The organism is Paenibacillus roseus, assembly GCF_016424485.1.
Classification (GTDB): Bacteria; Bacillota; Bacilli; order Paenibacillales; family Paenibacillaceae; genus Paenibacillus_D; species Paenibacillus_D roseus.
On sequence record NZ_JAELUP010000027.1, the window covers coordinates 1 to 21,627 of the forward strand.

Below are 21,627 nucleotides of genomic sequence, written 5' to 3' on the forward strand. Positions count from 1 at the left end.
CTTAGTCCGATGGAATTCAGGACTAAGGCCGCCTAACTGATTTTTAATAAATTTACTGTCTACTTGACGGGGAGCAGTTCATGATGTGAATTCTGGAGGGTTTCCTGATTTATTTTTTTTGCCTCAGCCGCTTGCTCTCAGACTGTTCCCAGTAGCGAAGCAGCGGATAAGGATCGAATGCCCATTCAATTAAACCTCGATCACGATAAATGCCATAGTGCAGATGGGGAGGGAATTTGCCTTGAGTCCCCGGCTTGCCGTAGCCTGAGCTTCCTACCCAGCCTACAGTCTGACCCGGTGTCACAATATCGCCAACCTTGATGTCCTTCTCAAAGCCGGACAGATGGGCATAGTAATGGTAAATATTATCGATATCCCGAATGCCGATCCGCCATCCGCCATACCGGTTCCATCCCTTGATTTCAACAACGCCGTAGGATGTACTGCGGACCGGGACGCCATAGCTTGCAAAAATATCGGTACCCTCATGAATTCTCCGACCGCCCCAGCCGCGTTTCATCCCCCAAGTGCTTTGGTAAGAGTAGTCGCTTGTTGTGGGAAGCGGGAAGGTATGCTCGAACAAATCAAGCCGGCCAAAATGCTCATACAGCTTGGAAAATTGCATCACCCGCTGAACAGCCCGACTGTTGTGGTAATAATCCCATACGCCTCTGGCGAAATTCTGGGAGCCGGGACCGTACTTGATATAATGCCGGGTAACCGTGTGGAGGACGTCCTGCTCATTATCTCGCTGTGCCTGTCCGTCTCCGTTACCATCCTGGCCAATCCCGTGAAACAGACCAATCGAAGCCGGAAAGCTGTCCTCCTGGTCCGGGTTTAATGGGCCCGACCAGCTATCCTTCGGGATATAGATGCCAAGCAATTCGCTGGTGGCGGTCCTTTTCTTGGGAAGCGCCTTATTCAGCGTACGCTCATATTGGTCAATGGCGGCCAAATGGAACCAGGGAATACCGCTCAGGGTGCTCCATGTATCAAGCAGTTCTCGGCGTTGCTTGAATATATCCTTTTGAGAATTCTCCGAGGGAGATTGAGCATAAGCGACCGGGGTGCAAATACCCAGCAGCAAAGACAGGCTGATTACAACCGCAACGGGGATGTGTATTTTTTTGGCGACTTCAAGTCGGCGGGATATATTCCGCCATGTTGCCAAGCGCGACAAAGCCAAGCATTGCGGCTGCCAACGCATCATGTTCGTGCTCCTATTGGGTATTTTCAGACGATTCACCTCCTTGCTGTTAGTTATCATTTGCAACGGATTGGATTTTATCCGATTCATGTTATAATAAGCAGAGAATAAAAACTTTAGGGCGCTTTTTTTGCGCTTGTTCAGGAAAGCAGGTATGCCTTCATGAAGACCAAACGTAAAGAACCATTGGCTAAGCCTGATTGGCTTCGAATAAAATTGACCACCGACGGCAATTATGCCGAAATTAAGGATATGATGCGCTCTAAGACGCTGCACAGCGTATGCGAGGAGGCGCGTTGTCCCAACATTTATGAATGCTGGGCGAACCGCACGGCAACCTTTATGATTTTGGGCGATATTTGTACGCGTGCTTGCCGTTTTTGCGCGGTCAAGACAGGAATGCCGACAGAGCTTGATCTTCAGGAGCCGGAACGCGTAGCCGAGGCTGCGGAGCAAATGGGTCTGCGGCATTGTGTAGTAACATCCGTAGCAAGAGACGATTTGGCTGATGGGGGAGCTTCCATCTTTGTAGGGACGATCCATGCAATTCGTGCCCGCCTGCCGCTGTGCAGTGTTGAGGTGCTGATTCCCGATTTCCTCGGCAACCGCGACTCGTTGCAATTGGTGATGGATGCCAAGCCGGATATCCTGAACCATAATATCGAGACCGTAAGACGGCTGTCTGACCGCGTTAGAGCGCGGGCCAAATACGATCGCACCCTGGAATTGTTGCGCAGAGCGAAGGAGATGAACCCGGATATTCCAACAAAATCCAGTATTATGCTGGGACTGGGTGAGGAATGGGATGAAATTTTGCAGACGATGGATGACTTGCGTGCCGTAGGATGTAATATTTTGACACTCGGACAATACTTGCAGCCGACCAAAAGCCATCTCCAGGTGGAACGCTATGTGCATCCGGACGAGTTTGCCAAGCTGAAGGAAGAGGGACTTGCTCGCGGATTTAGCCATGTGGAGTCGGCTCCGCTTGTGCGCAGCTCGTACCATGCTCATGAGCAGGTGCAGTCCGCTGCCAAGGCTGAGGCGGTAATGAAATAAGAGGGGTGGAAAAGCTTTGATTCAAGTTGGCGGCAGATCATATGAATTGTTATATGAACACAAGAACGCTTGGAATCCCGAAGCTTTCCGTGACCGATACAGTGAAGTTTTGGAGCGCTATGATTACATTGTCGGAGATTGGGGCTATAACCAGTTAAGGTTAAAGGGGTTTTTCAAGGACGGTCATCCAAAGGCGAATAAGGATTCTGCCTATTCTTCCATTGTGGACTACATTAATGAATATTGTAATTTTGGCTGCGCCTATTTCATGCTGCAAAAGCTGGCAGCTCCCAAGAAGCAGCCTGCAGAAGGCAGCAGGGACAAGCAGTCTGCCAATGAAGACGTCAGGGAGTCAACGGACAATCATGGCGACGGGCTGTATGAACACGGTGATGATGTGTTGCAGCATGAATCTGCAGGATCTGCTGATGAAGCACGGGTAGAACCAGATACTGCGGATATGCCGGCGGCAGTGGTCAATATTAGGGCTGCAGCCGTTGTGCCAAGGGAAACCAAAGAACCAAGAGAACTCCCTCAGCGCGAGTTCCGAAGAAAAGAACCGAAGTCAGCTGTCGGCAAGACGGCTCCAGAGGAAAAAGAATTCGTAAAAGAACAGCGGCGAGAGCCCAGACATACTTCACGAGATCATTCCAGACCCAAACATAAAGAAAGATCCAAAGCACAGCAGGAATCTGCTGCAGCCAAGGAAGCAGTAAATACCGGCGAGCCTTCCTAGAGAGGCCGCCGGTTTTTTATAACTTTCTCTTTATAAATGGCTTATATTTTACGCGAACAGCCCGTAAAATGAAGGCAAGGCCGTGTCCGCTTCCAGGCTATTGCTGGTCTGCAGACAGCCCGTTTCGGTTCTCTTCATAGCCAAGAAAAGCTTCTCTGACCCGGTTCCAGAATGGAAAGGGCCTGTATCTGGCAAAGCAAATCTGGTCCGTGGACACCTTGCAGCGGATCGAACGGATGTCGTCCCGCTGAATATTCAAGTGGTCGATATTAAGTACGAGACGCTGCTCTTTTTTGGAAATAATATCACAGTGATGATGTTGCGGCAAAATGACCGATGAGCCGAGTGTGCGGTAAACCCGATTGTTGATCGAGGCAATTTCGGCAATTTGAAGAGACGGAATCGATGGGTGAATGACCGCTCCGCCTACGCTTTTATTATACGCTGTGCTGCCCGTAGGAGTGGAAATCACAATTCCATCCCCCCTAAACATCTCAAATATTTCATCGTTGATATTGATCTGGGCTACAAGCGTGCCGTCCACGCCCTTCAAGGTAAACTCATTAAGCGCAAGGTAGCGTGCCGGGCCTTCTGAGGTTTCCAGGTCAATCTGGGCCAGCGGGTACATAATCCGCTTGGGCTCAGCCGTTGCCATCATCTCTACCAGCTCGTCCAGTTCATTAGCCCGCCAATCGGCATAAAAGCCCAGATGCCCGGTATGCACTCCAACGAAGGCTACATCATACAACTGGTCCATAAAGGTGTGGAAGGCATGGAGTAATGTTCCGTCCCCGCCAATGGAGATAACAATTTCCGGAGATTTCGGGCTCAGTGCAAATCCTTTATCGGCTGCCAGCTGATGAAATCGTTTGGCAAGCTGCTGAGAGTGGCTGTCGCCCCGATCAAGTAATGCATATTTCAAGCTAAATAGCTCCTTCCGTTACATCGTACTTTCTACAGTTATGATGATATCGGAAATTGCATTGGAACACAATGTTAGATCCCCGGACCGAGCCATCCCCACAGCAAATATACAAGCAGCATGGCGATAGCTCCATGAATCAGGCGTGCTATCAAAAACGGTTTGTAGCGCATTCCGGTACGACTCAGCAGGCTGACAACCTGAGCATGGACCGACAGTCCGCCCCAGGACAGTACCCACGCCGCCGCCGCGGCTTGATGCACAAGCTGGGACCCTGTAGTTGACCCGGCCGCTTTGACGCCCAATGTCACCTCGAACAGCCCGTTCACAATAGCTGGACTTAAAGAAGCCGGCAGACCGAACAGCCGGAATAAGGCATCTACCATCGAAGTGATGACCGAGATTGCCCCAGCGCTTGTCAAAACCTCCATGACAACGGAAAAGAACACGACTAGCCCGCCAACAACCATCATCAGACGCAGGGCGGCAGCGATGGCATCGCTGAGAAGCTTGCCGAGCGGTCTCGCATCCATTAACCGGGCTTTGTGCATCGCCATGAAGGCGGCTGCCAAACGATTATTCGATTGATCCGCTTTTTTCCTCACGTCAACAGGTGTTGCAGGGGCGCCTCGGTCATAGAAGCGCATGAGCAGCCCGATCAGAACGCTTCCTCCGTAATGAGCTACGACAAGCACCGGGACCAGCGCCGCATTATGAAAAAAACCTACCGCTACAGCGCCAATGAGGAAAATTGGGTCTGAGCTTGTAGTCAAGGCTACCAGGCGCTCACCTTCTGTTCGATTAATCAGTTTCTGATCGTAAAGTTGGGCAGATAGGCGAGCCCCGACGGGATACCCCGCCACAAAGCCCATGGTCATGACAAAGCCGCCAATACCGGGAACGCGAAATACAGGTCTCATCATCGGGTCAAGTAGTGTTCCAAAAAAATGAACAATACCAAAACCGAGCAGCACCTCGGAAATTACAAAGAAAGGAAACAGAGCAGGGAATAATACTTCCCACCAGATTGAAATTCCCCGGATTGCCGCCGTCATCGATGATTCGGGAAAAACAGCAAGCAACAGTGCCAAAACAAGCGCCGTTGAAGCGACAAGTACGACCGGATGAATAAGATAGCGAAGCATGGTTTGGCCCCCTGATTATAAAGTGGACATGTAGTTAACTATATGAGACCAGACGGACAAATATCTCACGGGGTTGGGAAATAGCGGAATATTATTTTCACGACAATAAATATGGAAAACGTTTTCAAAAAAAGATTGTTTTTATAGCCCACTATGCTACAATGGGACTATACCGAATGTAGGAGTGATGGAGATGAGCCTGATTGCCGGCATTCTCGTTTGCTTGTTCGTATACGTAATCCGACAATCCCTGATGGAGTCTGATGAGGATTGGGGAAGCTACTAACCATAGATACTGCACCTGGAAGGATGTTCTGCCTGCTGCTACATAGAGGCGACCATCCTTTTTTTGTTGGAGTCGGATGAATAGCGCATCTACGACAGAAAATTTTCAGCAGCGGTCAGATGATGAGACACAAGGCCCTGATTTAATTGAAAAACAAACCAATAGGACATTTGTCTGTTGCTCCTGATGCTTAAATAGGAAATTAGTGCTATAATAAATAAAAAGAAAATGAACCTGGTGATAGATAATGATGCGATCTGATTCAACGATTTACGAAGCTCTTGGCGGCGGGCAGGCAATCCGCCAGTTAGTCGAGACATTTTATCCGAAAGTTAAGGCTGACCCTCTGATTGGGCCTTTGTTCCCTGAGGATATCGATCCTGTAATGGAAAAACAATATATGTTTTTAACCCAGTTTTTTGGCGGCCCTCAGTTGTATTCTGATGTACATGGCCATCCCATGATGCGGGCAAGGCATATGCCCTTCCCGATTACGAGGGAGCGCGCGGATGCTTGGCTTGCTTGCATGGCTGCTGCTCTGGAGGAACTGGGCGTCGATGAGGATTTGAGACATTTTGTATTGCAGCGCTTGTCCGGACCGGCTTATCACTTTATTAACACAGGGAGCGAGCAAGAATGATCACATCAAAGGAAGCCTTAGACCCCCTTTATACCACAAACGTGCGTTGCGTCTGTTGCGAGACGCCTTTCACAACATCACGCATGAGACCAAGCTTTAAAAAGGTGATCCGTGCAGATAGTGATTTTTGCTCCTACTATAGTGATGATAACAATCCGGACTACTATGTTGTCAGAGTGTGTCCATACTGCGGGTTTGCCTCGACAGAAAACTCGACTGCTTCTTTGACGGAAGGGCAGAAGAGCAACTATCTTGCCAATCTGGGTCTGAATTGGGAACCGAGGGAATATGGCGGGAAACGAACACTAAGCCAGGCGATGGAATGCTACAAAATAGCGCTGCTGTGTGCCCAGTCTATTGAAGAAAAACCGAGAATTATTGCCGGCTTATTGCAGCATATTGCATGGCTGTACCGTTATATGGGTGACGAGCAGCAGGAGAGGCGCTTTTTGCGATTTGCGCTGGATGCTTACATCCGTGTCTATGAGGTGGATGTAAACTCCATTAACAATGCCAAGCTCATGTATTTGATCGGGGAGTTGCATCGCAGGCTGCAAGACTATAATGATGCTGTGAAATGGTTCTCAAGAGTCATTCATAATAAGAAAATAATCGACGGCGCCATGATCCACCGCTCGCGGGAGCAGTGGCAAATTCTGCGCGAGGAGATGCTGGCTAATAAGATGGAGCTGCCAGAGGCCATGCAGCAGTAGCGATCAGGTTCTGGGAACTTTTTTGTTCGTGAGCAAGTAGTCCGAATCCGTATCTATGACGGTCACTCTGGCATGACAGCAAGGGAAGATAACCAGCCGTTTTTTCCCGTCCCGGATATCTGGAAGTTCCTTCGGGCGCATGGGCAAAAGGACATTGTCTGCTTTGCAGAACGGGCACTGCGGCACATAGATATCGTTCATTACGCGATCATACGGGATACAATTTTCGAAGGGGATCATGGTGTCGGGTCCTCTTTTTTGCTGTCTGCTTCAGTTGCATCCTTGGCAGCTAGTTCCGCAAGTTTCTGCAATAGAATATGCCGGGGCATATGCATCAGATGCTCGATCGGCACCTTCAACTGCTCGGATAGTTTGATCGCGGTATCAGGCGAGATTTGCAATGGCTTGGACATATGAATTCCTCCTCAGGCTCCGTGCTATGGTATAGTATATGTTATACACTGTCTGACGTCTTAGCGCAAATTCATTCTTAACGCATGAAAAATTTTTTACATAGCACGCAGTCAAAGGCAACAGTCCGAATTTGGCTGTGAGCAACTGTGAGAGGGGATATAATGACATTGAAGAAATTGTCACTGACATGGAATCTGGATACGATTTATGAAGGCGGCTCTCATTCACAAGCCTTTGCCGCAGAGCTTGCCGGTCTGGAACGAGATATTGAGCAACTTGGCGTGTCGCTTGCGGAAACAGGGAGCGCGCAGTCGCTGCAGAACCACCTGACATCCTGGACGGAACAGGTCCAATCCATTATGCTCCGTCTGCAGGAGTCGGGGTCATTCGTATCCTGCCTGCTTGCCCAAGACATGAAGGATACGAAAGCTAGCTTATTGAATGATCGCCTAAAAACAATTTCGGCAAGCTTTCAGGGAGTGCTGACCCGCTTTGACGAACAGCTCAGGGAGACGCCGGAAGCAGATTGGGAAGCATGGCTGAGTCTTGAGCCTATCAAGCCGCTGGCCTTTAATTTGAACGAGCGCCGGGAACTGGCCAAGGATAAGCTGCCGCCTGAGCAGGAGGCGCTCATCAGCGAGCTATCTGTCGATGGCTACCATGGCTGGGGAGATCTGTACAATACCGTTGTAGGAAGGGCAAAGTTCCGCAGCAAGGATGAGAACGGGAACGAGCAGCTGCTATCTGCGGGACAAATGCATAATCGTCTGTCTGATGGCGACCGTGCGGTACGGGAAGCGGCGTTCGATGAGTGGGAGCGCGAATGGGGTGAGCAGGCGGAGTTGTGCGGCGAGGGATTGAACCGTATCGCGGGTTTCCGTCTCAAGCTGTATGGGAAGCGTGGATGGGAGTCCGTACTCAAAGAGCCGCTCCAGATTGGAAGAATGAGCGAAGCTACGCTGAACGCAATGTGGTCAGCGGTCGAGGCCGGCAAGCCGGAGCTGACGAAGTATTTGCAGCGTAAGGCCAAGCTGCTCGGGCTGGAGAAGCTGGATTGGCATGATGTAGATGCGCCGCTTGGAACAGCGGCCAAAATCGTCCCTTATGATGAAGCGGCTGCTTTCATTGTGGAACGTTTCCGTGCGTTCAATCCGGATCTGGCGGAGTTCTCCGAAAAAGCATTCCGCGAAGGCTGGATTGAGGTCGAGGATCGCAATGGCAAGCGCCCGGGCGGATTCTGCACGTCCTTCCCGAAAAGCCGTCAGACCCGTATCTTTATGACTTACTCCGGCACAGCCTCCAATATTGCAACGCTTGCTCATGAGTTGGGCCATGCGTATCACCAGCATGTCATGGACGATCTTCCGCCGCTTGCTCAGGACTACGCGATGAACGTAGCGGAGACCGCATCGACATTTGCTGAGATGATCGTAGCCGATTCAGCGCTCCAACTGGCAGCAGAGCCGCAAGAGAAGCTGGCCTTGCTGGAGGATAAGCTGGGACGTTCTGTTACGTTCTTTATGAATATTCACGCACGCTTCCTGTTTGAGACAGCTTTCTATGAGAAGCGCCGCAGCGGCATGGTGTCTGTAGAGGAACTGAACGCATTGATGGAGGAGGCCCAGGCACAAGCTTTCGGTGACATTCTAGGGAGAAAGCATCCGGAGTTCTGGGCATCGAAGTTGCATTTCTATTTGACCGATGTGCCGTTCTACAACTTCCCGTATACATTTGGCTATCTGTTCAGCAACGGAATCTATGCCCGTGCGTTGGCAGAAGGACCTGGCTTTGCCGGGCGTTACGTCAATCTGCTGCGCGACACAGGCCGGATGAATGTCGAGGAACTGGCGTTCAAGCATCTGGGGGTAAGGCTGGATGACACCTCCTTCTGGAGTGAAGCCGTGAAGCTTTGCATCGCGGATGTGCAGCCGTTCCTGGATATTACAGAGTAAAAAGCAAGTCCTCGTTTATAGAGGCTGAACGGGGGGCCTGCAAATCTTTATTAGATCAAGGAGTCTGTGTATAGTTGCACAGGCTTTTTGCTAATACATCGCATACGTTCTCCATCTGATCGGAAACCTTACTTGCAATCACTTTGTACCTGGAAAGAGGAGTATTCCTACAAATCTCGAATAGGTTAAAGATTGACCGACAGAAAAGAGGTGAATTTGCCGCCGGATATACGGTATCTATGAGAAAGAACCGTTTATTGCCTCAAAAGGATGGCAAGCCTACAATAGAAGAGTGTAAGGGAATAAAACAATTTTGGCTCACTACATCATCGAGGAGCAGTTCTGAATGCAAATTACAGGGAGGTAGCAAAGATGGATCATACTTTTGTAATGGTAAAACCCGATGGAGTAGCACGCGGCCTGATCGGTGAAATTGTCTCGCGCTTTGAGCAAAAAGGCTTTAAGCTCATCGATGGCAAGGTCATCACCATTAGTCAGGAAATTGCCGAGCAGCATTATCGGGAGCATCGGGAGAAGCCGTTCTTTGGCGAACTGGTAGAATTTATTACCTCAGGCCCTGTGTTCGCCATGATATGGGAGGGCAAGGATGCAGTGAAAAATGCGCGTTCCATTATCGGGAAGACCAACCCGTCGGATGCCCTGCCTGGCTCTATCCGTGGAGATTTTGCGCTTCAAGTTGAAAGCAATATTGTTCACGGGGCTGATTCGGAAGAGAGCGCGCAGCGGGAGATTGCATTATTTTTCGGCAAGTAGCAAGCAGTCTCATGCAGTTTTAATTAGATATACAAATCAGCTATTGACGGCTTTAAGAGAATATGGTAAATTTAGCTCAATATTTATATCGGAAGAATTGCGGAAGCACCGCAAACTCACGCATTAAGCGTAGTTTGCGGTGCTTTTTGTTTTTTCGCTTGCGATTGGCCGATTTTAGGAGGGATCGAATGAGGAAGTTGTCTCTGGTAGTGGCTGCCAAGGAGCCGGAATATGTGAGAAGATTGGCGGAATATATACGTGAAGCGCCTGCCGCGTCAGAATGGCAGATGACAGCCTGCACGCAGCCACAGGCATTAAGACAGTATATCAAGGGCGGCTATCCGGTGGATTTGCTGTTGCTGCAGCCAGAGTTTGAGACGCATATTAGTGACGTAGTTCATTATGCGCTGCCTGTTGTTCATTTGGTGCCCTTTATTACAGACAGTGACCAGCTGCAAATTGTGCAGTTCCAGTCCCTTCCCAAGCTGATTCGGCAGTTAAACGCGCAGCTTGGCCGGATACGAGGGATTAGCGCCTGGCACATTCCATCGGATTCGACTATAGTGCTGTCGCTGTTTTCCTCGATGGGGGGTATGGGCAAGACGACGCTGGCTCTCAATATTGCCAGGGAAGCTTCCGAGGCCGGCAAGAACGTATTTTATTTTAATGTAGAGCCTTACAATGCTTCCGACCTGTATTTGCGGGAGCACGGTGATAATAGTGAGCATGATTATTCCATGTTGCTGTACGTGTTGCAGTCCAATCCGGGACAGGCTTTGCAGCAGCTTCATGCAAGCACCCGGCGAAATACGGAACTTGGAATCGATTATTTTGCTCCTGCAGCAAATCCGGATGAGAGACATTCTCTAAGCGGTGAACTGGTTGCGCTCACGATTCAGACCATTGTAGACAGCGGAAGATATGACCTTATTGTCGCGGATATGGGAGGAACACTGGACGAAGTTGGTTTTAACCTGTTGCGAATAAGCCATTTGCCATTATGGCTAACGGGTGGAGATGCGACAAGCCAGAGAAAGATGGACATCATGCTGCAATATGGAGCCCACAAGTGGGGGGAGGCTTTTATTGAAGCGAAACGCAAAATCAGGACCATTCAGGTATATGCCAGCATGGCAAGAACAGCGGCTGGACTCCCCCAAGAGCATCACGGTTCAGATCATGCCAAATTTTCCATTCCTTATATGGCCGACTGGAGAGAAGCGAAGGACCCGGTACAACTGATGGCTTCGCCTGTATATCGTGGTCTTGTACAGCGCATTATGAGGCAGTGGATTTGGCCGGAGGGAGGGGATGCATATGACAGAGGATGCGGTGTCGGAGCTGCGCAAGCATATTCGGGAACGCATTGACCTTGGCGGCTCCGTCTCGGATAGCGCCTTGACTGATATGGTCGAGCAGGCGGTATTCAATTGGTGCAGGGAGAGCGGGCGAATGATGACGGCAGGGGAGAAGCTTCAACTGGTACGGCGGCTGTTCCATTCCTTTCGGGGAATGGATGTGCTGCAGCCGCTCATTGACGACCCGTCCGTAACGGAGATTATGATCAATGCCCATGATGAGATTTTTATCGAGCGGCGTGGCAAAATGACGCGTTATCCGGCAGCCTTTGAAAATCAGGAACGGCTGGAGGATATCATTCAGAGCATTGTAGCAGGAGTGAACAGGGTGGTGAATGAATCCAGTCCGATTGTGGATGCCCGTTTGAAAGACGGATCAAGGGTCCATGTGGTGCTGCCTCCGATTGCCCTTAAAGGCCCGACGCTAACCATCCGCAAATTCCCGGAGAAGCCGCTGCTGATGGAAGATCTGGTGGCTATGGGCGCATTGTCTCCCGAGGTGTCCGGGCTGCTGGAGAAGCTGGTAGCAGCGCGGTACAACATTTTCATTAGTGGCGGTACCGGATCAGGAAAGACGACTTTTCTTAACGCGCTGTCACAGTACATTCCAGAGGATGAGCGGATTATTACCATTGAAGACTCGGCTGAGCTGCAGATCAAGCGCGTGAACAATCTGGTGTCGTTGGAGACGCGTAATGCCAACACAGAGGGACGCGGGAAAATTCCGATTCGGGAGCTGATCCGCGCATCGCTGCGTATGCGTCCCAGCCGCATTATTGTAGGGGAGGTGCGCGGCGGGGAGGCCTTGGATATGTTGCAGGCGATGAATACTGGGCACGATGGATCTTTATCTACCGGCCACTCTAATGGCACTAAAGATATGCTCAGTCGTCTGGAGACGATGGTGTTGGGAGCTGCGGAGCTGCCGCTCCCGGTCGTTCGGCAGCAGATTGCAGCAGCCCTTGATATCATTATTCATCTGTCCCGAATGCGCGATGGCAGCCGTAAAGTAGTCGAAATCTGTGAGATAGACGGCATGCAGGATGGTGAAGTCATTATGAATCCGCTGTTCCAATTCCAAGAAGAAGGAGAAACAGATGGAAAAATCACGGGAAGGCTGCGGGCGACCGGGAACCGTCTCCGGCATTCCGACAAGCTGAGCATGGCAGGCATCAAGATCGATAAGGAGGGGCGGGCCAAGTGAGCATCCAAGCGCATCAGCTTGCGAGGGAAGCTGATTCAGACACGCTTCCGATATATGACAGGCTGCAGCTTAGCGCCAGTGAGAAGACAGCCTCTGCATTGGCTGGCATGCTGATCTGTTTTATAGCTGCTTATATCTTTTATCATTCCGTATTGGCCGCACTTATCCTGTCGGCAGTGGTGCTGCGCGCTCCGAGGATGTATCAGCGTTATTTGCTGGACCGCAAGCGGGAGCGGCTCAAGCAGCAGTTCAAGGAGACGCTTGTGTCACTCGCCTCTTCTCTGGCGGCAGGCCGCTCGGTGGAGAATGCCTTTCTTGCTGTCCCGGAGGATTTGCGCTTTATCTATTCCGATATTCCGGGGGATATGCTGCGGGAACTGGACATCATCCGGCTGCGGCTGGAGAACGGGGAGCCGTTGGAACTGGGACTGCAGGATTTCAGCGAGCGGGCTTGCATAGAGGAGATTAGCCAGTTTGTCGATGTGTTCTGTATTGGCAAACGATCAGGGGGAGACCTGGTCGAGATTATCCGGCAGACATCCCGGGTGATCGGGGAGAAGCTGGAAATGCAGCAGGAAATCGCGGTCATGATTGCCCGAAAGAAATTCGAAAGCCGAATTATGATGGCCGTGCCTTTTGTTTTTTTGGCTGTTCTTGGCTTCGTCTCTCCCGACTATATGGCATCACTGTATCAAGGCATGGGATATGTGCTGCTGACAATTTCGCTGCTTGCCCTGCTCGGCTGCTACTGGTTTATTTACAAGCTGACAGATATTCGACTATAAGGGGGAGCATATGTCAGCTATAGTTGCACTGCTTTTATTGCTGCTCTGGACATTTGAAACCTGCTACTCCCTGCTGCGTGGGTCGGTGTATCCTGAGCAAATTTCCTCTTTGAAGGAGCGGGAATGGATGCGGCTGCTGACCGCTCCTTTTATGAGACAACAGGAGAGGTGGCAGCTCTGGAGCCGGGCGCCGGGTCTGCTTCATCCGCTCCATGCAAAGCTGGTTATTCTGAATGGCTCCCGTTACTCGATTCAATCCACCAAGCAATTTATCGGGAATGTGGCTGCAGGAAGCTATGCGGGTCTATTTGGGAGCACTTTGATTTCATGGGCAGCAGGAGAGCCGGCTGTATTTTACATCGGGATTATATGCGTGGTTGTTTGGCCGATCTCCAGATTCAGAGAAGTCGGGGCGAGGATCGAACGCCGCAAGCAGGATATCCTGCTTGCCCTGCCGGAAGTTCTGGGCAAACTGATGCTGCTTATTGGTGCAGGCGAGACGCTGGGCAAGGCGATTTACCGTTGTCAGGATCATCGACAGGAGCGTAAGCATCACCCGCTCTACAAGGAGTTGTCCAGAATGTGCCATGAACTGGATAACGGAGTCCCTTTTCATATGGCGCTGGAATCATTCAGCAGACGGTGTGCCGTACAGGAAGTCGCGATGTTCACGACTTCACTTCTGCTTAACTACAAGCGGGGAGGAGAGAAGTTCAGATTGTCCTTGCAGCAGCTCTCTTACACGCTTTGGGACAAACGCAAAGCCATAACCCGGATCAAAGGCGAGGAAGCGTCTTCGAAGCTTGTATTTCCGCTTGCTGTCATCTTTCTTGTGTTAATGGTACTGGTCGGTTCACCAGCTATTTTAATGATGAACATGTCGTAAATGGGAAACTTCCAGGTATGCTGGAATGCATGAAAAAACAACAATAAACGATTTAAGGAAGGAGTACGCAGATGAGATCCATGTGGACAAAGGTGAAAGATTTTGGAGGCAAGCTGTGGCGCTCGGAGGATGGGATGGGAACATTGGAGGTCATTTTGATTATTGCGGTGCTGATTCTCGTTGCGCTTCTGTTTAAGAAACAAATTTTAGCGTTGGTAGAGAATTTGATGGGCAAAGCAGATACGAAGGCGAACACGATCTTCGATACCAAATAAAAATGAAACGATTGCGCCGCCTGCTGCGAGCTGAGAACGGAAGCTTCACAGTGGAAGCTTCCATGGTGTTCCCGCTCATTCTGGTCATTACGGTTACTTCACTATTTGTCAGCATTTATATCTACCAAAATGTAATCGTCTATTTTACAGCATCCAAGGCTGCGGAGCGGACTGCCTTTGTTTGGGACAACAGTTACCGCAGCCCGGCAACAGGTCTTGCTCCCCACGGAAAATATGACAGCTTGTACTGGAGAGTCAAGGATGATGAAATGATTGAATCTCTGTTCGGTATTCAGCGGTCAGACGGGCAACGGGGCAGCCATATCGCTTTGCCCGCCGGTACAGGCCTGGAAAACTCAAGTTCACTCGTTCAGCGCAAACTGGGGAATGCGGCTAATTGGGTGTCCGGGGCCTATAAGGGCAAGGTTGGATTGGAACGCAGCCTGTGGAAGAAGGAGGTAGCTGTGCAGCTTATACACCCTGTACGAATTAGCCCGCTTGAATGGCTGCTCAACAATCCGGAACCGCATGGCAGGGCAAGCAGCACAATAACGGACCCGGTGGAGTTTATTCGAAGTGTGGATCTCGTCCGCTATTATGCGGACAAGTTTACAAGCGGCAGCAAGGATCGGGATGAAGCGGCTGCAATCCTTTCCAGACGCTCCTCCATGCAGGGGGGAGGATAAGCTGTGCGAGAAGACAAGGGGAGCGTATCCGTCTATTTTATTATCATTACAGCTTTCATTTTTTTGTTCAATGCCCTGTTTATTGACTATGCCCGGATTGCTGCCATGAATCTTCAGCTTGAGCTGTCAGCGCGGGCAGGGGTTCGCTCGGTGCTGTCTGCCTACGATGAGCAACTTTACGAAAAGTATGGTTTGTTTGGCAGGGGCGGAACGGATGGGAACAGCATTTTTAATCAAGTGCTGGATGAAAGGTTCTCCGGCGAAAATCAGGCAGCTGTCCAGTGGTTGGATATAAAAAGAGAAGCGGCGCACATCAACACCGCCCAACTGCTGGGCACGCATTCCGTCTTTGAACGACAGGTTCTGGAGGAGATGAAGTATAAGGCGCCGATTGACTTTACGATTGAGCTTATCAACCGCTTCAGGCCTCTGGCGGAAGGGCTGAAAGAGGCTGCTGCAACTGTAGATGTGCTGGACAATATACGCAAGCTCTTCGATGAAAGGGAGCGTAAGCTCGATCAGGCGCTCAAGCTTCAGCGTACCTCCGCCCAGTCGGTAAAATCATCTTCCCTGGCAACTTTGATAGAGAATGGACAAGAAGGAGTAGCTGCCATCGCAAATGGATACCCGTCGTACATTTCAATGATGCAGAGCTTGCCGTATGTGGATGCCAAAGATGCTTATTACATCTTCCAGGCCATTAACAGCTATCAACAGACTGTAAATACGACGTTAAATGAACTTCAAGCAGCAAGCCGGGAACAGGCTGAAGCACACCGTGCAAACAGGGAAAAGGCAAAGCAAGCTATTCATGAAGCTGCCGCTCTTAATGAACAAATACGTGATATTGTGGGGAAATCCGGGCAATCGGCTGCGGGCAGCGGTTATGAGGCGCTTCACCGGCAGGAAGCCACAGAGGGCGGCCAAATCGGACAGGGTGCAACAGGAGTGCGGGTTGAATCGGATGATTTAAAGGATATCCGCTCCAACCTGAATGATTATGTAATCGATAACGGCTGGTTTGAACATTATCATGAAGAAATAGAGAAGCAAGTCCGTGATTATGACGCTATTCAAAGCCAGATCAATGACTTCGTGCAAAAGGTTCGAATAGCGATAGATTCTCAGGAGGCATCGTTTTCGCTCTCACATGATGTATCGAGCCTCAGGCAGACTTTCAGTACCTATAAACAGAATTATATAAATTCCGCATCTGTTCTAAGTGATCGAGAACAAGAGCTGAATCGTACGGTCAAGGCGGACAAGGAGAGAAAGGAACAGGAGAAAAAAGCCGAATCCAAATGGAGCGAGGCCCGAGGACTATTAAAAAAGGTCAATGCCTTGCCGGATACCAAGGAAGCCAGTGACCAGTTTGAACAGCTCCGGCAGCGCTTTGAGGACAATATGAGACTCAATGGAGCCGTGAGCGAGCCGTCCGGCGGGCCTGAGTACGGGAATGATCCGTCCGAACAGGCTGCCAAGGCCATGAATTCTTTAGGATCAATGTTTGGAGGCTTGGCAGATTCATTGGAGAAGGTTATGGAGGCTTTATATTTAGGTGAGTACGGACATGCCCGTTTTGCATTTTTTGAGCCTGAGCGGCTGCGAAGCATATTTGACAAAAATGCCGATAACAGCGAGGGTCAGAGCGGCGGCAGCGGGGGGACAATGCTGGAGGTATCGAATCAGGAGCTGGAGTACATAGTTTACGGGTTTCATCATCCGACCTCCAATCTTGCAGCAGCGTATTCAGAGATATTTGCTGTGCGGGTAGCTATTCGAACGATGGAAGGGCTGATTGAATGCAAATCCATGGGACATCCTCTGCTTGTTCTCGCGGCGGCTATTGTCTACGGACTGGAAAAGTCGCTGGAGGATATGATTTCACTCGTAAAGGATGGCAGCGCACCTTTGTCCAAATACGCCGTTGTTCCTATCCGTTACGAAGATTACTTGCGTCTGTTTATGCTGATACACGGCTCACGTGAGGCCAAGCTGGGGCGCATAATTGCATTAATTGAGCAAAAGACCGGGTATAGGCTGATGCATATGCCGACAGGGGTTTCAGGTGAAGTTACAGGATCGGTCAACTTATGGTTCCTGCCGGGAATTATGAAGCAGCTTGCTACTGCGGGATTCTTTAACGGAAAGGTTGTAGGCAAGCGATATGAAACGACAAAAACGATGGCCTGGTCTTATTTGTAAAGCAAAGCAGGATGAAGGCTCTATTGCCCTCGAAGCGGCGCTCGTCACACCATTGTTTTTGTTCATGCTGGTCGTGGTCATTACCTTCATCCATATTTCAGCCGTTCAGATGGCATTGCAGGATGCGGTATCACAAACGGTCAGGCAGACGGCATCATATATTTATCCTGCTTCCCTGGCTGTTCAATCTTTTGGAGACAAGCAGGAGCAGCAAACTCCATCCAAACCCGCTCAGAATGCAGGCATATCCGCAGCCGCCGCACAACTTTCACAATGGCTCCCGGAGCCAGCCGGTTCTTTAATGACATCCGCTTTGAACGGAAATTGGGGCTCTGTACAGGACTGGGTTGTTCCATATGCTTTTGAGCCTGTACTGCGGCAGTTTGCTGAAGAAAGCCTGCTGGAGTCGGATAACGTAACGATAAGCAAGGTCTCGTTGCCTGATTTGAAGAGCGGGGCCAATCCTTACTTATCCATGACGGCGGAATATAAAATGCCGATTCGTCTTCCATTTATTAATAAGCCGCTGGTGCTTCAGGAACATGCCGCCGAACGGGTATGGATTCCCGATTCGTTGCCTTCAAACTCAGGCCAATTGGGGCAACCGGACTCAGGCTCCATTCAGATTGTTTCACTTGAACCTACCCCTGTGCTGCCGGGAAGAAAAGCGCGCATTACGGTGCTGACTGAGCCGGGAAGGAGATTGAAACTCTCCGTTCACTATAAAAGCGGGAGAAGCAAAGCTAGAAATTTGGGAGAGGCCGTGGCGGACGAGAATGGGGTTATAAGCTGGGAATGGCATGTGTCCGGGAACACGACGCCGGGAACCTGGGAGTTTGTTATACAAGGGGAGGACGGGGCAAGCGCAAGACTACATTTTGAAGTTCGCAAGGCAAAATAGTGCAGCTTTTGTTCAGGTCAGACTTCGGGAGCCCTGCAAGAAGGGCAATTCATTGCACAAGGAGGGAAATTTATGCTGTTTGAGGGCGGAGCGGCAGGGGTACTGCTTGTCATTGCCCTATGGTTTGACGTGAAGTTTATGAGAATACCTAATGTGCTGACAGCAACTGCAGCAGTGTGCGCCTTGCTGTATCATGGCATCTCCGGCGGTTTTACAGGAATCGGCACGGTTTTGGCAGGGACGGCGGCGGGTCTGATCCCAATGCTTTTTCTGTATCTGTTGAAAGGCATAGGAGCCGGAGATGTGAAGCTGTTCGCCGCGCTCGGCGCTTGGGTGGGCCCGCTGCCTGTTCTGCAAATTATGGTGTATTCCATCCTTTTTGCGGGATTGATCGGAATCGTGCTGCTGATTGTACATCGGCCCTTTTTTACAAGGGTAGTCAACATTCTAATGCCCCCGATGCTGCGTTTTAATGACATGTCCGACGGACTAAATCAGGCATGGAAGCAAGGGCTGAAGTTCCCCTTTATGCTGGCCGTAGCTCCTGGTGCTGTGGCCGTATGGTATTTCAGTTTCAGTTAAAGGAGGGGTCAAGTGAAAGCATACCAAATTGACTTTACAATGTACAACGGACATGAGATGGTGCTTGCTGACCCGGACGGGTTTACACGCACCAATCTGGATGAACTGGAGTTGAAGATGCTGCAGGCAGAGGAAATTCCGGGCTTATTACCGGTGGAGTGGCAAGAAATCGACGGAATGATCAGTTTTCATTACAAGTTGGCTGGCAAACGGATGCTGACGCATCGCCTTCAGCTCCAGACGTTTACGATGTCTGATTATTGTGTTCTACTGATGTCAGTGCTGGAAGCACTGGAAAATTGCAGGCCATTTATGCTTCGGACCGAGGCTGTGATGCTGCATGAAGACTATATTTTCATCGGAAGCTCTTGGCAGGAGATCGGTCTTGTCTATGTGCCGGTAACAGTTGGAGCCAGTCACGCATCGCCTCATGGAAATCTGATGAATCTGGCCGTTCGCTGGGCAGCTTACATTAACTCTGTGGATGGGCCGGCCCTGCAGCGAATACTTCAAACGCTGGACAAGGAAACGGGCACTTGGAGCGCTTTGCGGAAGCTGCTGCTGGAGATGATATCTGCACCGTATTATCAGGATGCTGTTGCTGCCCCTGACCCTCAGCCCAATACCGTGTTCCAGATACACGGAAGCGACACGTCCTACCCGATTCCGAATGCTATGTTGAATCATTCCCCTGCGGCGCATCCTTCCGGCTCATATGCTGGCTCCGCTTCGGATTCCGTTTACAAGCCATTTGTAAACCCTTCTCAAAAAGCTCTCTCATCTGTGGCGAGTCATGCGACGAATAATGCAGCACCCGAGCAGGCTGATTCCAGAATGCATCTGAGGGCGGCGAATTTGGATGAGGAGATTAGCGGAGGGGATAGCGGGCCGGATGTGGTCAGCAAGAAGCCTCGCACTACCGTTATCATCGTATTATTGGCTTTCTTCGCGATTGCAGTCGTATGGCGTTTTGTATATCTTGATGATCCAGGCAGGCATACGTTGCTGATCAGCAGCGGTATTACCCTGCTGATCGCAGGAAGCGCATTGCTTTTCTGTTATGCGGCTAGTAAGAACAGCAGACATAAAGAGCAAGCTGACGAGACGGTTCTGAACGAGCAGGAAGCTGGAGTCATGCGTCACCGGAATGGAGAACCCGGCCTTTCGGTTACAAGGGGTGGAAATGAAATTAAGAGTGAGGGGCAATTATCTAATATCGGCCATCAGCATAATGCCGCTGCCAATGAAGGGAAAAATAACAGATGGAATTTCAATCCAGATCGCTCCACCAATCACTTGCAATCTAATCCAAGCAACGGGTACGGTTCAACTGCTGATAATCCCTTCTCTATGTCTCCAATGGAATCTGCAAGTTTAAGGACGGATAATGCCGTCTCTGCTGATGAGGCTACGGTATTACTTGCACCTGACGGACGAGCGGCCTTAAGTCAAATATCCGGGCAGATGGTAACAGCTTATTTGCAAAGAGAATTTAAGGGCCAGGTATCCCGGGTCGAACTGAGCGGAGGGAAACTTGTCATTGGCCGAGCGGCAGAGTCTGCGGGTTATGTGGATGCAGGGGAGGGATTGTCCCGAGCTCATCTGGAAATTGACCGAACTACAGAGGGATACAGCGCTAAAGATTTGGGATCACGCAACGGGAGCCTGCTGAATGGGAAAGTCATGGTCCCCTATAAAGTATACATGCTCAAGCCTGAGGATCAGCTTCAACTGGCAGGGACGCAAGGTCCCGTCTATGCTTTCAAGGAAAGCCACAAACAAGCAGCTCATGCTTCTCAAGGAGGGGCACATTCTGCTGTGGGAACTTGAGTCCGTCTATCGTATACCTGAATATAATTGGCTGAAAAGCAAAAAGCGTGTATAAGCTGCCGTCATTCCGGTACGGCATCTCATACACGCTTATAAACAGGGATTGTGACAGAGACACAAGGTACCGAAACTCCACAACTCCACGAATGTGTGATAAGACGGGATTATTTGGTACCTACTAAATCATTCATAGCACTCTGGATGGTCGGGAAACGAAATTGGAAACCCGCATCAAGCGTCCTTTTGGGAATAACCCGCTGGCCCTCCAACAATAGAACGGCGAGTTCCCCGAATATGAGCTTTAACATCGCTCCAGGTACGGGCATCCAATGGGGTCTGCCCATCGCTTTGCCGAGAGCCCGGCCAAAATCGTCATTCGTAACCGGTTCTGGAGCTGAAGCATTGACAGCTCCTTTAATTTCATCATGGTCGATGCAAAAGGCGATCAACCTTACAATATCGTCCACGTGAATCCAGGACAGCCATTGCTTTCCGCTGCCGATTTTGCCCCCAGCAAACATACGGTAAGGCAGCGCCATCTTTGGGAAAGCTCCGCCATCCGTTCCGATTACAATACCGACGCGCAGCTTCACGAGCCGTTTGGCGCCAATACTGTCGGCGGCCGCTTCCCATTTCTCAACGACCGAAGAGAGGAAATCAGAGACAATCTCCGGGCTGTCTTCGTCAAAGGTTGCTGTCTCGGAATTCCCATAGGCTGAAATGCCGGAGGCATTAATCACGACATCAGGCTTCCGCTGCAGGGAACGAATCAGCTTGCTGATTCGTTCGGCGGCTACAAGCCTTGACTTTATAATGCGGTCCTTGGCATCTGCTGTCCATCTCTGGTTAATCGACTCTCCGGACAGATTGATAATTGCATGGATGCCTTCCAGCCTCTCCGGTTTGGAACTCAAATCCTCCCATGAAATCACATGAAGTTTGGGATGCTGCTGTTCGACTCGCCCGGTTGAACGAGTAATGATCCAAACTTCATCACCGCGCCCGAGGAAATGCTGTACCAAGGCGTGACCAATAAATCCGGAGCCGCCCGCGACGGCAATGCGCAT

Annotated in this window: 22 protein-coding genes; 16 read left to right on the forward strand and 6 right to left on the reverse strand. The window is 50.4% G+C overall.

Annotated features, from left to right (window positions below):
* Window positions 1–109 precede the first annotated feature (109 nt).
* Window positions 110–1,207: a M23 family metallopeptidase gene (locus tag JFN88_RS08845; protein WP_199019030.1), complete on the reverse strand. Its 1,098-nt coding sequence runs from the start codon at window positions 1,205–1,207 to the stop codon at window positions 110–112.
* Between the two features lie 162 nt (window positions 1,208–1,369).
* Here JFN88_RS08845 and lipA point away from each other — a divergent pair, with 162 nt between their 5' ends.
* Both lipA and JFN88_RS08855 read left to right on the forward strand, forming a co-directional pair.
* On the forward strand, window positions 1,370–2,266 hold the full coding sequence (gene lipA / locus JFN88_RS08850) for a lipoyl synthase (protein WP_199018963.1): 897 nt from the start codon (window positions 1,370–1,372) through the stop codon (window positions 2,264–2,266).
* Between the two features lie 16 nt (window positions 2,267–2,282).
* Window positions 2,283–3,002, forward strand: a complete 720-nt coding sequence (locus tag JFN88_RS08855; RefSeq protein WP_199018964.1) for a YutD family protein — start codon at window positions 2,283–2,285, stop codon at window positions 3,000–3,002.
* Window positions 3,003–3,099: 97 nt separating this feature from the next.
* Here JFN88_RS08855 and JFN88_RS08860 read toward each other — a convergent pair whose 3' ends face one another.
* Both JFN88_RS08860 and spoVV read right to left on the reverse strand, forming a co-directional pair.
* Complete coding sequence (locus tag JFN88_RS08860; protein ID WP_199018965.1) at window positions 3,100–3,924, reverse strand: NAD kinase; 825 nt, start codon at window positions 3,922–3,924, stop codon at window positions 3,100–3,102.
* Between the two features lie 74 nt (window positions 3,925–3,998).
* Entirely contained in the window at window positions 3,999–5,069 is a 1,071-nt protein-coding gene (spoVV, locus tag JFN88_RS08865) for a dipicolinic acid transporter SpoVV (protein WP_199018966.1), read from the reverse strand.
* 533 nt (window positions 5,070–5,602) lie between these two features.
* Between spoVV and JFN88_RS08870 the strand changes: the two genes are divergently transcribed.
* A complete protein-coding gene (locus tag JFN88_RS08870; RefSeq protein ID WP_379166412.1) occupies window positions 5,603–5,995 on the forward strand; it encodes a globin domain-containing protein in 393 nt (130 codons plus the stop codon).
* Window positions 5,992–6,708 (forward strand): DUF2225 domain-containing protein, encoded by a 717-nt coding sequence (locus tag JFN88_RS08875; RefSeq protein ID WP_199018967.1) that lies wholly within the window; start codon window positions 5,992–5,994, stop codon window positions 6,706–6,708. Before JFN88_RS08870 ends, JFN88_RS08875 begins: the two co-directional genes overlap by 4 nt.
* A 3-nt stretch (window positions 6,709–6,711) precedes the next feature.
* Here the strand turns inward: JFN88_RS08875 and JFN88_RS08880 are convergent, their stop codons facing one another.
* Both JFN88_RS08880 and JFN88_RS08885 read right to left on the reverse strand, forming a co-directional pair.
* Window positions 6,712–6,948 (reverse strand): hypothetical protein, encoded by a 237-nt coding sequence (locus tag JFN88_RS08880; RefSeq protein WP_199018968.1) that lies wholly within the window; start codon window positions 6,946–6,948, stop codon window positions 6,712–6,714.
* Complete coding sequence (locus tag JFN88_RS08885; RefSeq protein WP_199018969.1) at window positions 6,945–7,121, reverse strand: YycC family protein; 177 nt, start codon at window positions 7,119–7,121, stop codon at window positions 6,945–6,947. The genes JFN88_RS08880 and JFN88_RS08885 overlap by 4 nt, the downstream gene beginning before the upstream one ends.
* 162 nt (window positions 7,122–7,283) lie before the next feature.
* Between JFN88_RS08885 and JFN88_RS08890 the strand changes: the two genes are divergently transcribed.
* From JFN88_RS08890 to JFN88_RS08945, 12 genes are all read left to right on the forward strand, one after another.
* Window positions 7,284–9,074: a M3 family oligoendopeptidase gene (locus JFN88_RS08890; RefSeq protein WP_199018970.1), complete on the forward strand. Its 1,791-nt coding sequence runs from the start codon at window positions 7,284–7,286 to the stop codon at window positions 9,072–9,074.
* 372 nt (window positions 9,075–9,446) lie between these two features.
* Window positions 9,447–9,848: a nucleoside-diphosphate kinase gene (gene ndk, locus JFN88_RS08895; protein ID WP_199018971.1), complete on the forward strand. Its 402-nt coding sequence runs from the start codon at window positions 9,447–9,449 to the stop codon at window positions 9,846–9,848.
* A 188-nt stretch (window positions 9,849–10,036) separates the two neighbouring features.
* Window positions 10,037–11,218, forward strand: a complete 1,182-nt coding sequence (locus tag JFN88_RS08900) for a P-loop NTPase family protein (RefSeq protein WP_199018972.1) — start codon at window positions 10,037–10,039, stop codon at window positions 11,216–11,218.
* Complete coding sequence (locus tag JFN88_RS08905; protein WP_199018973.1) at window positions 11,166–12,410, forward strand: TadA family conjugal transfer-associated ATPase; 1,245 nt, start codon at window positions 11,166–11,168, stop codon at window positions 12,408–12,410. The genes JFN88_RS08900 and JFN88_RS08905 overlap by 53 nt, the downstream gene beginning before the upstream one ends.
* Complete coding sequence (locus JFN88_RS08910) at window positions 12,407–13,195, forward strand: type II secretion system F family protein (protein WP_332908454.1); 789 nt, start codon at window positions 12,407–12,409, stop codon at window positions 13,193–13,195. The genes JFN88_RS08905 and JFN88_RS08910 overlap by 4 nt, the downstream gene beginning before the upstream one ends.
* 10 nt (window positions 13,196–13,205) lie before the next feature.
* The gene (locus JFN88_RS08915) at window positions 13,206–14,081 is read left to right on the forward strand and encodes a type II secretion system F family protein (RefSeq protein WP_199018974.1); all 876 of its coding nucleotides are present in this window, start codon (window positions 13,206–13,208) and stop codon (window positions 14,079–14,081) included.
* A gap of 80 nt (window positions 14,082–14,161) precedes the next feature.
* Window positions 14,162–14,356, forward strand: coding sequence for a Flp1 family type IVb pilin (locus JFN88_RS08920; RefSeq protein ID WP_199019033.1), 195 nt, complete (start codon window positions 14,162–14,164; stop codon window positions 14,354–14,356).
* A 2-nt stretch (window positions 14,357–14,358) separates the two neighbouring features.
* Complete coding sequence (locus tag JFN88_RS08925; RefSeq protein WP_199018975.1) at window positions 14,359–15,042, forward strand: TadE/TadG family type IV pilus assembly protein; 684 nt, start codon at window positions 14,359–14,361, stop codon at window positions 15,040–15,042.
* 3 nt (window positions 15,043–15,045) lie between these two features.
* Window positions 15,046–17,247 carry a TadE/TadG family type IV pilus assembly protein gene (locus JFN88_RS08930; protein ID WP_199018976.1) on the forward strand — a complete coding sequence of 734 codons (2,202 nt, stop codon included), beginning with the start codon at window positions 15,046–15,048 and terminating at the stop codon, window positions 17,245–17,247.
* Entirely contained in the window at window positions 17,210–18,148 is a 939-nt protein-coding gene (locus JFN88_RS08935; protein WP_199018977.1) for a TadE/TadG family type IV pilus assembly protein, read from the forward strand. The genes JFN88_RS08930 and JFN88_RS08935 overlap by 38 nt, the downstream gene beginning before the upstream one ends.
* Before the next feature lie 72 nt (window positions 18,149–18,220).
* Complete coding sequence (locus JFN88_RS08940) at window positions 18,221–18,730, forward strand: A24 family peptidase (protein WP_199018978.1); 510 nt, start codon at window positions 18,221–18,223, stop codon at window positions 18,728–18,730.
* A gap of 12 nt (window positions 18,731–18,742) precedes the next feature.
* Window positions 18,743–20,560: a DUF6382 domain-containing protein gene (locus tag JFN88_RS08945; protein WP_199018979.1), complete on the forward strand. Its 1,818-nt coding sequence runs from the start codon at window positions 18,743–18,745 to the stop codon at window positions 20,558–20,560.
* A gap of 164 nt (window positions 20,561–20,724) precedes the next feature.
* Here JFN88_RS08945 and JFN88_RS08950 read toward each other — a convergent pair whose 3' ends face one another.
* Window positions 20,725–21,627, reverse strand: coding sequence for a TIGR01777 family oxidoreductase (locus tag JFN88_RS08950; protein ID WP_199018980.1), 903 nt, complete (start codon window positions 21,625–21,627; stop codon window positions 20,725–20,727).

What these genes read in the sequence shown, in the direction of transcription:
- JFN88_RS08845 (WP_199019030.1), bottom strand. Translation starts at nt 1,207, where the DNA reads ATGCGTTGGCAGCCGCAATGCTTGGCTTTGTCGCGCTTGGCAACATGG.
- lipA (WP_199018963.1), top strand. Translation starts at nt 1,370, where the DNA reads ATGAAGACCAAACGTAAAGAACCATTGGCTAAGCCTGATTGGCTTCGA.
- spoVV (WP_199018966.1), bottom strand. Translation starts at nt 5,069, where the DNA reads ATGCTTCGCTATCTTATTCATCCGGTCGTACTTGTCGCTTCAACGGCG.
- JFN88_RS08870 (WP_379166412.1), top strand. Translation starts at nt 5,603, where the DNA reads ATGATGCGATCTGATTCAACGATTTACGAAGCTCTTGGCGGCGGGCAG.
- JFN88_RS08875 (WP_199018967.1), top strand. Translation starts at nt 5,992, where the DNA reads ATGATCACATCAAAGGAAGCCTTAGACCCCCTTTATACCACAAACGTG.
- JFN88_RS08880 (WP_199018968.1), bottom strand. Translation starts at nt 6,948, where the DNA reads ATGATCCCCTTCGAAAATTGTATCCCGTATGATCGCGTAATGAACGAT.
- JFN88_RS08885 (WP_199018969.1), bottom strand. Translation starts at nt 7,121, where the DNA reads ATGTCCAAGCCATTGCAAATCTCGCCTGATACCGCGATCAAACTATCC.
- JFN88_RS08890 (WP_199018970.1), top strand. Translation starts at nt 7,284, where the DNA reads ATGACATTGAAGAAATTGTCACTGACATGGAATCTGGATACGATTTAT.
- ndk (WP_199018971.1), top strand. Translation starts at nt 9,447, where the DNA reads ATGGATCATACTTTTGTAATGGTAAAACCCGATGGAGTAGCACGCGGC.
- JFN88_RS08900 (WP_199018972.1), top strand. Translation starts at nt 10,037, where the DNA reads ATGAGGAAGTTGTCTCTGGTAGTGGCTGCCAAGGAGCCGGAATATGTG.
- JFN88_RS08905 (WP_199018973.1), top strand. Translation starts at nt 11,166, where the DNA reads ATGACAGAGGATGCGGTGTCGGAGCTGCGCAAGCATATTCGGGAACGC.
- JFN88_RS08915 (WP_199018974.1), top strand. Translation starts at nt 13,206, where the DNA reads ATGTCAGCTATAGTTGCACTGCTTTTATTGCTGCTCTGGACATTTGAA.
- JFN88_RS08920 (WP_199019033.1), top strand. Translation starts at nt 14,162, where the DNA reads ATGTGGACAAAGGTGAAAGATTTTGGAGGCAAGCTGTGGCGCTCGGAG.
- JFN88_RS08925 (WP_199018975.1), top strand. Translation starts at nt 14,359, where the DNA reads ATGAAACGATTGCGCCGCCTGCTGCGAGCTGAGAACGGAAGCTTCACA.
- JFN88_RS08935 (WP_199018977.1), top strand. Translation starts at nt 17,210, where the DNA reads ATGAAACGACAAAAACGATGGCCTGGTCTTATTTGTAAAGCAAAGCAG.
- JFN88_RS08940 (WP_199018978.1), top strand. Translation starts at nt 18,221, where the DNA reads ATGCTGTTTGAGGGCGGAGCGGCAGGGGTACTGCTTGTCATTGCCCTA.
- JFN88_RS08950 (WP_199018980.1), bottom strand. Translation starts at nt 21,627, where the DNA reads ATGCGCATTGCCGTCGCGGGCGGCTCCGGATTTATTGGTCACGCCTTG.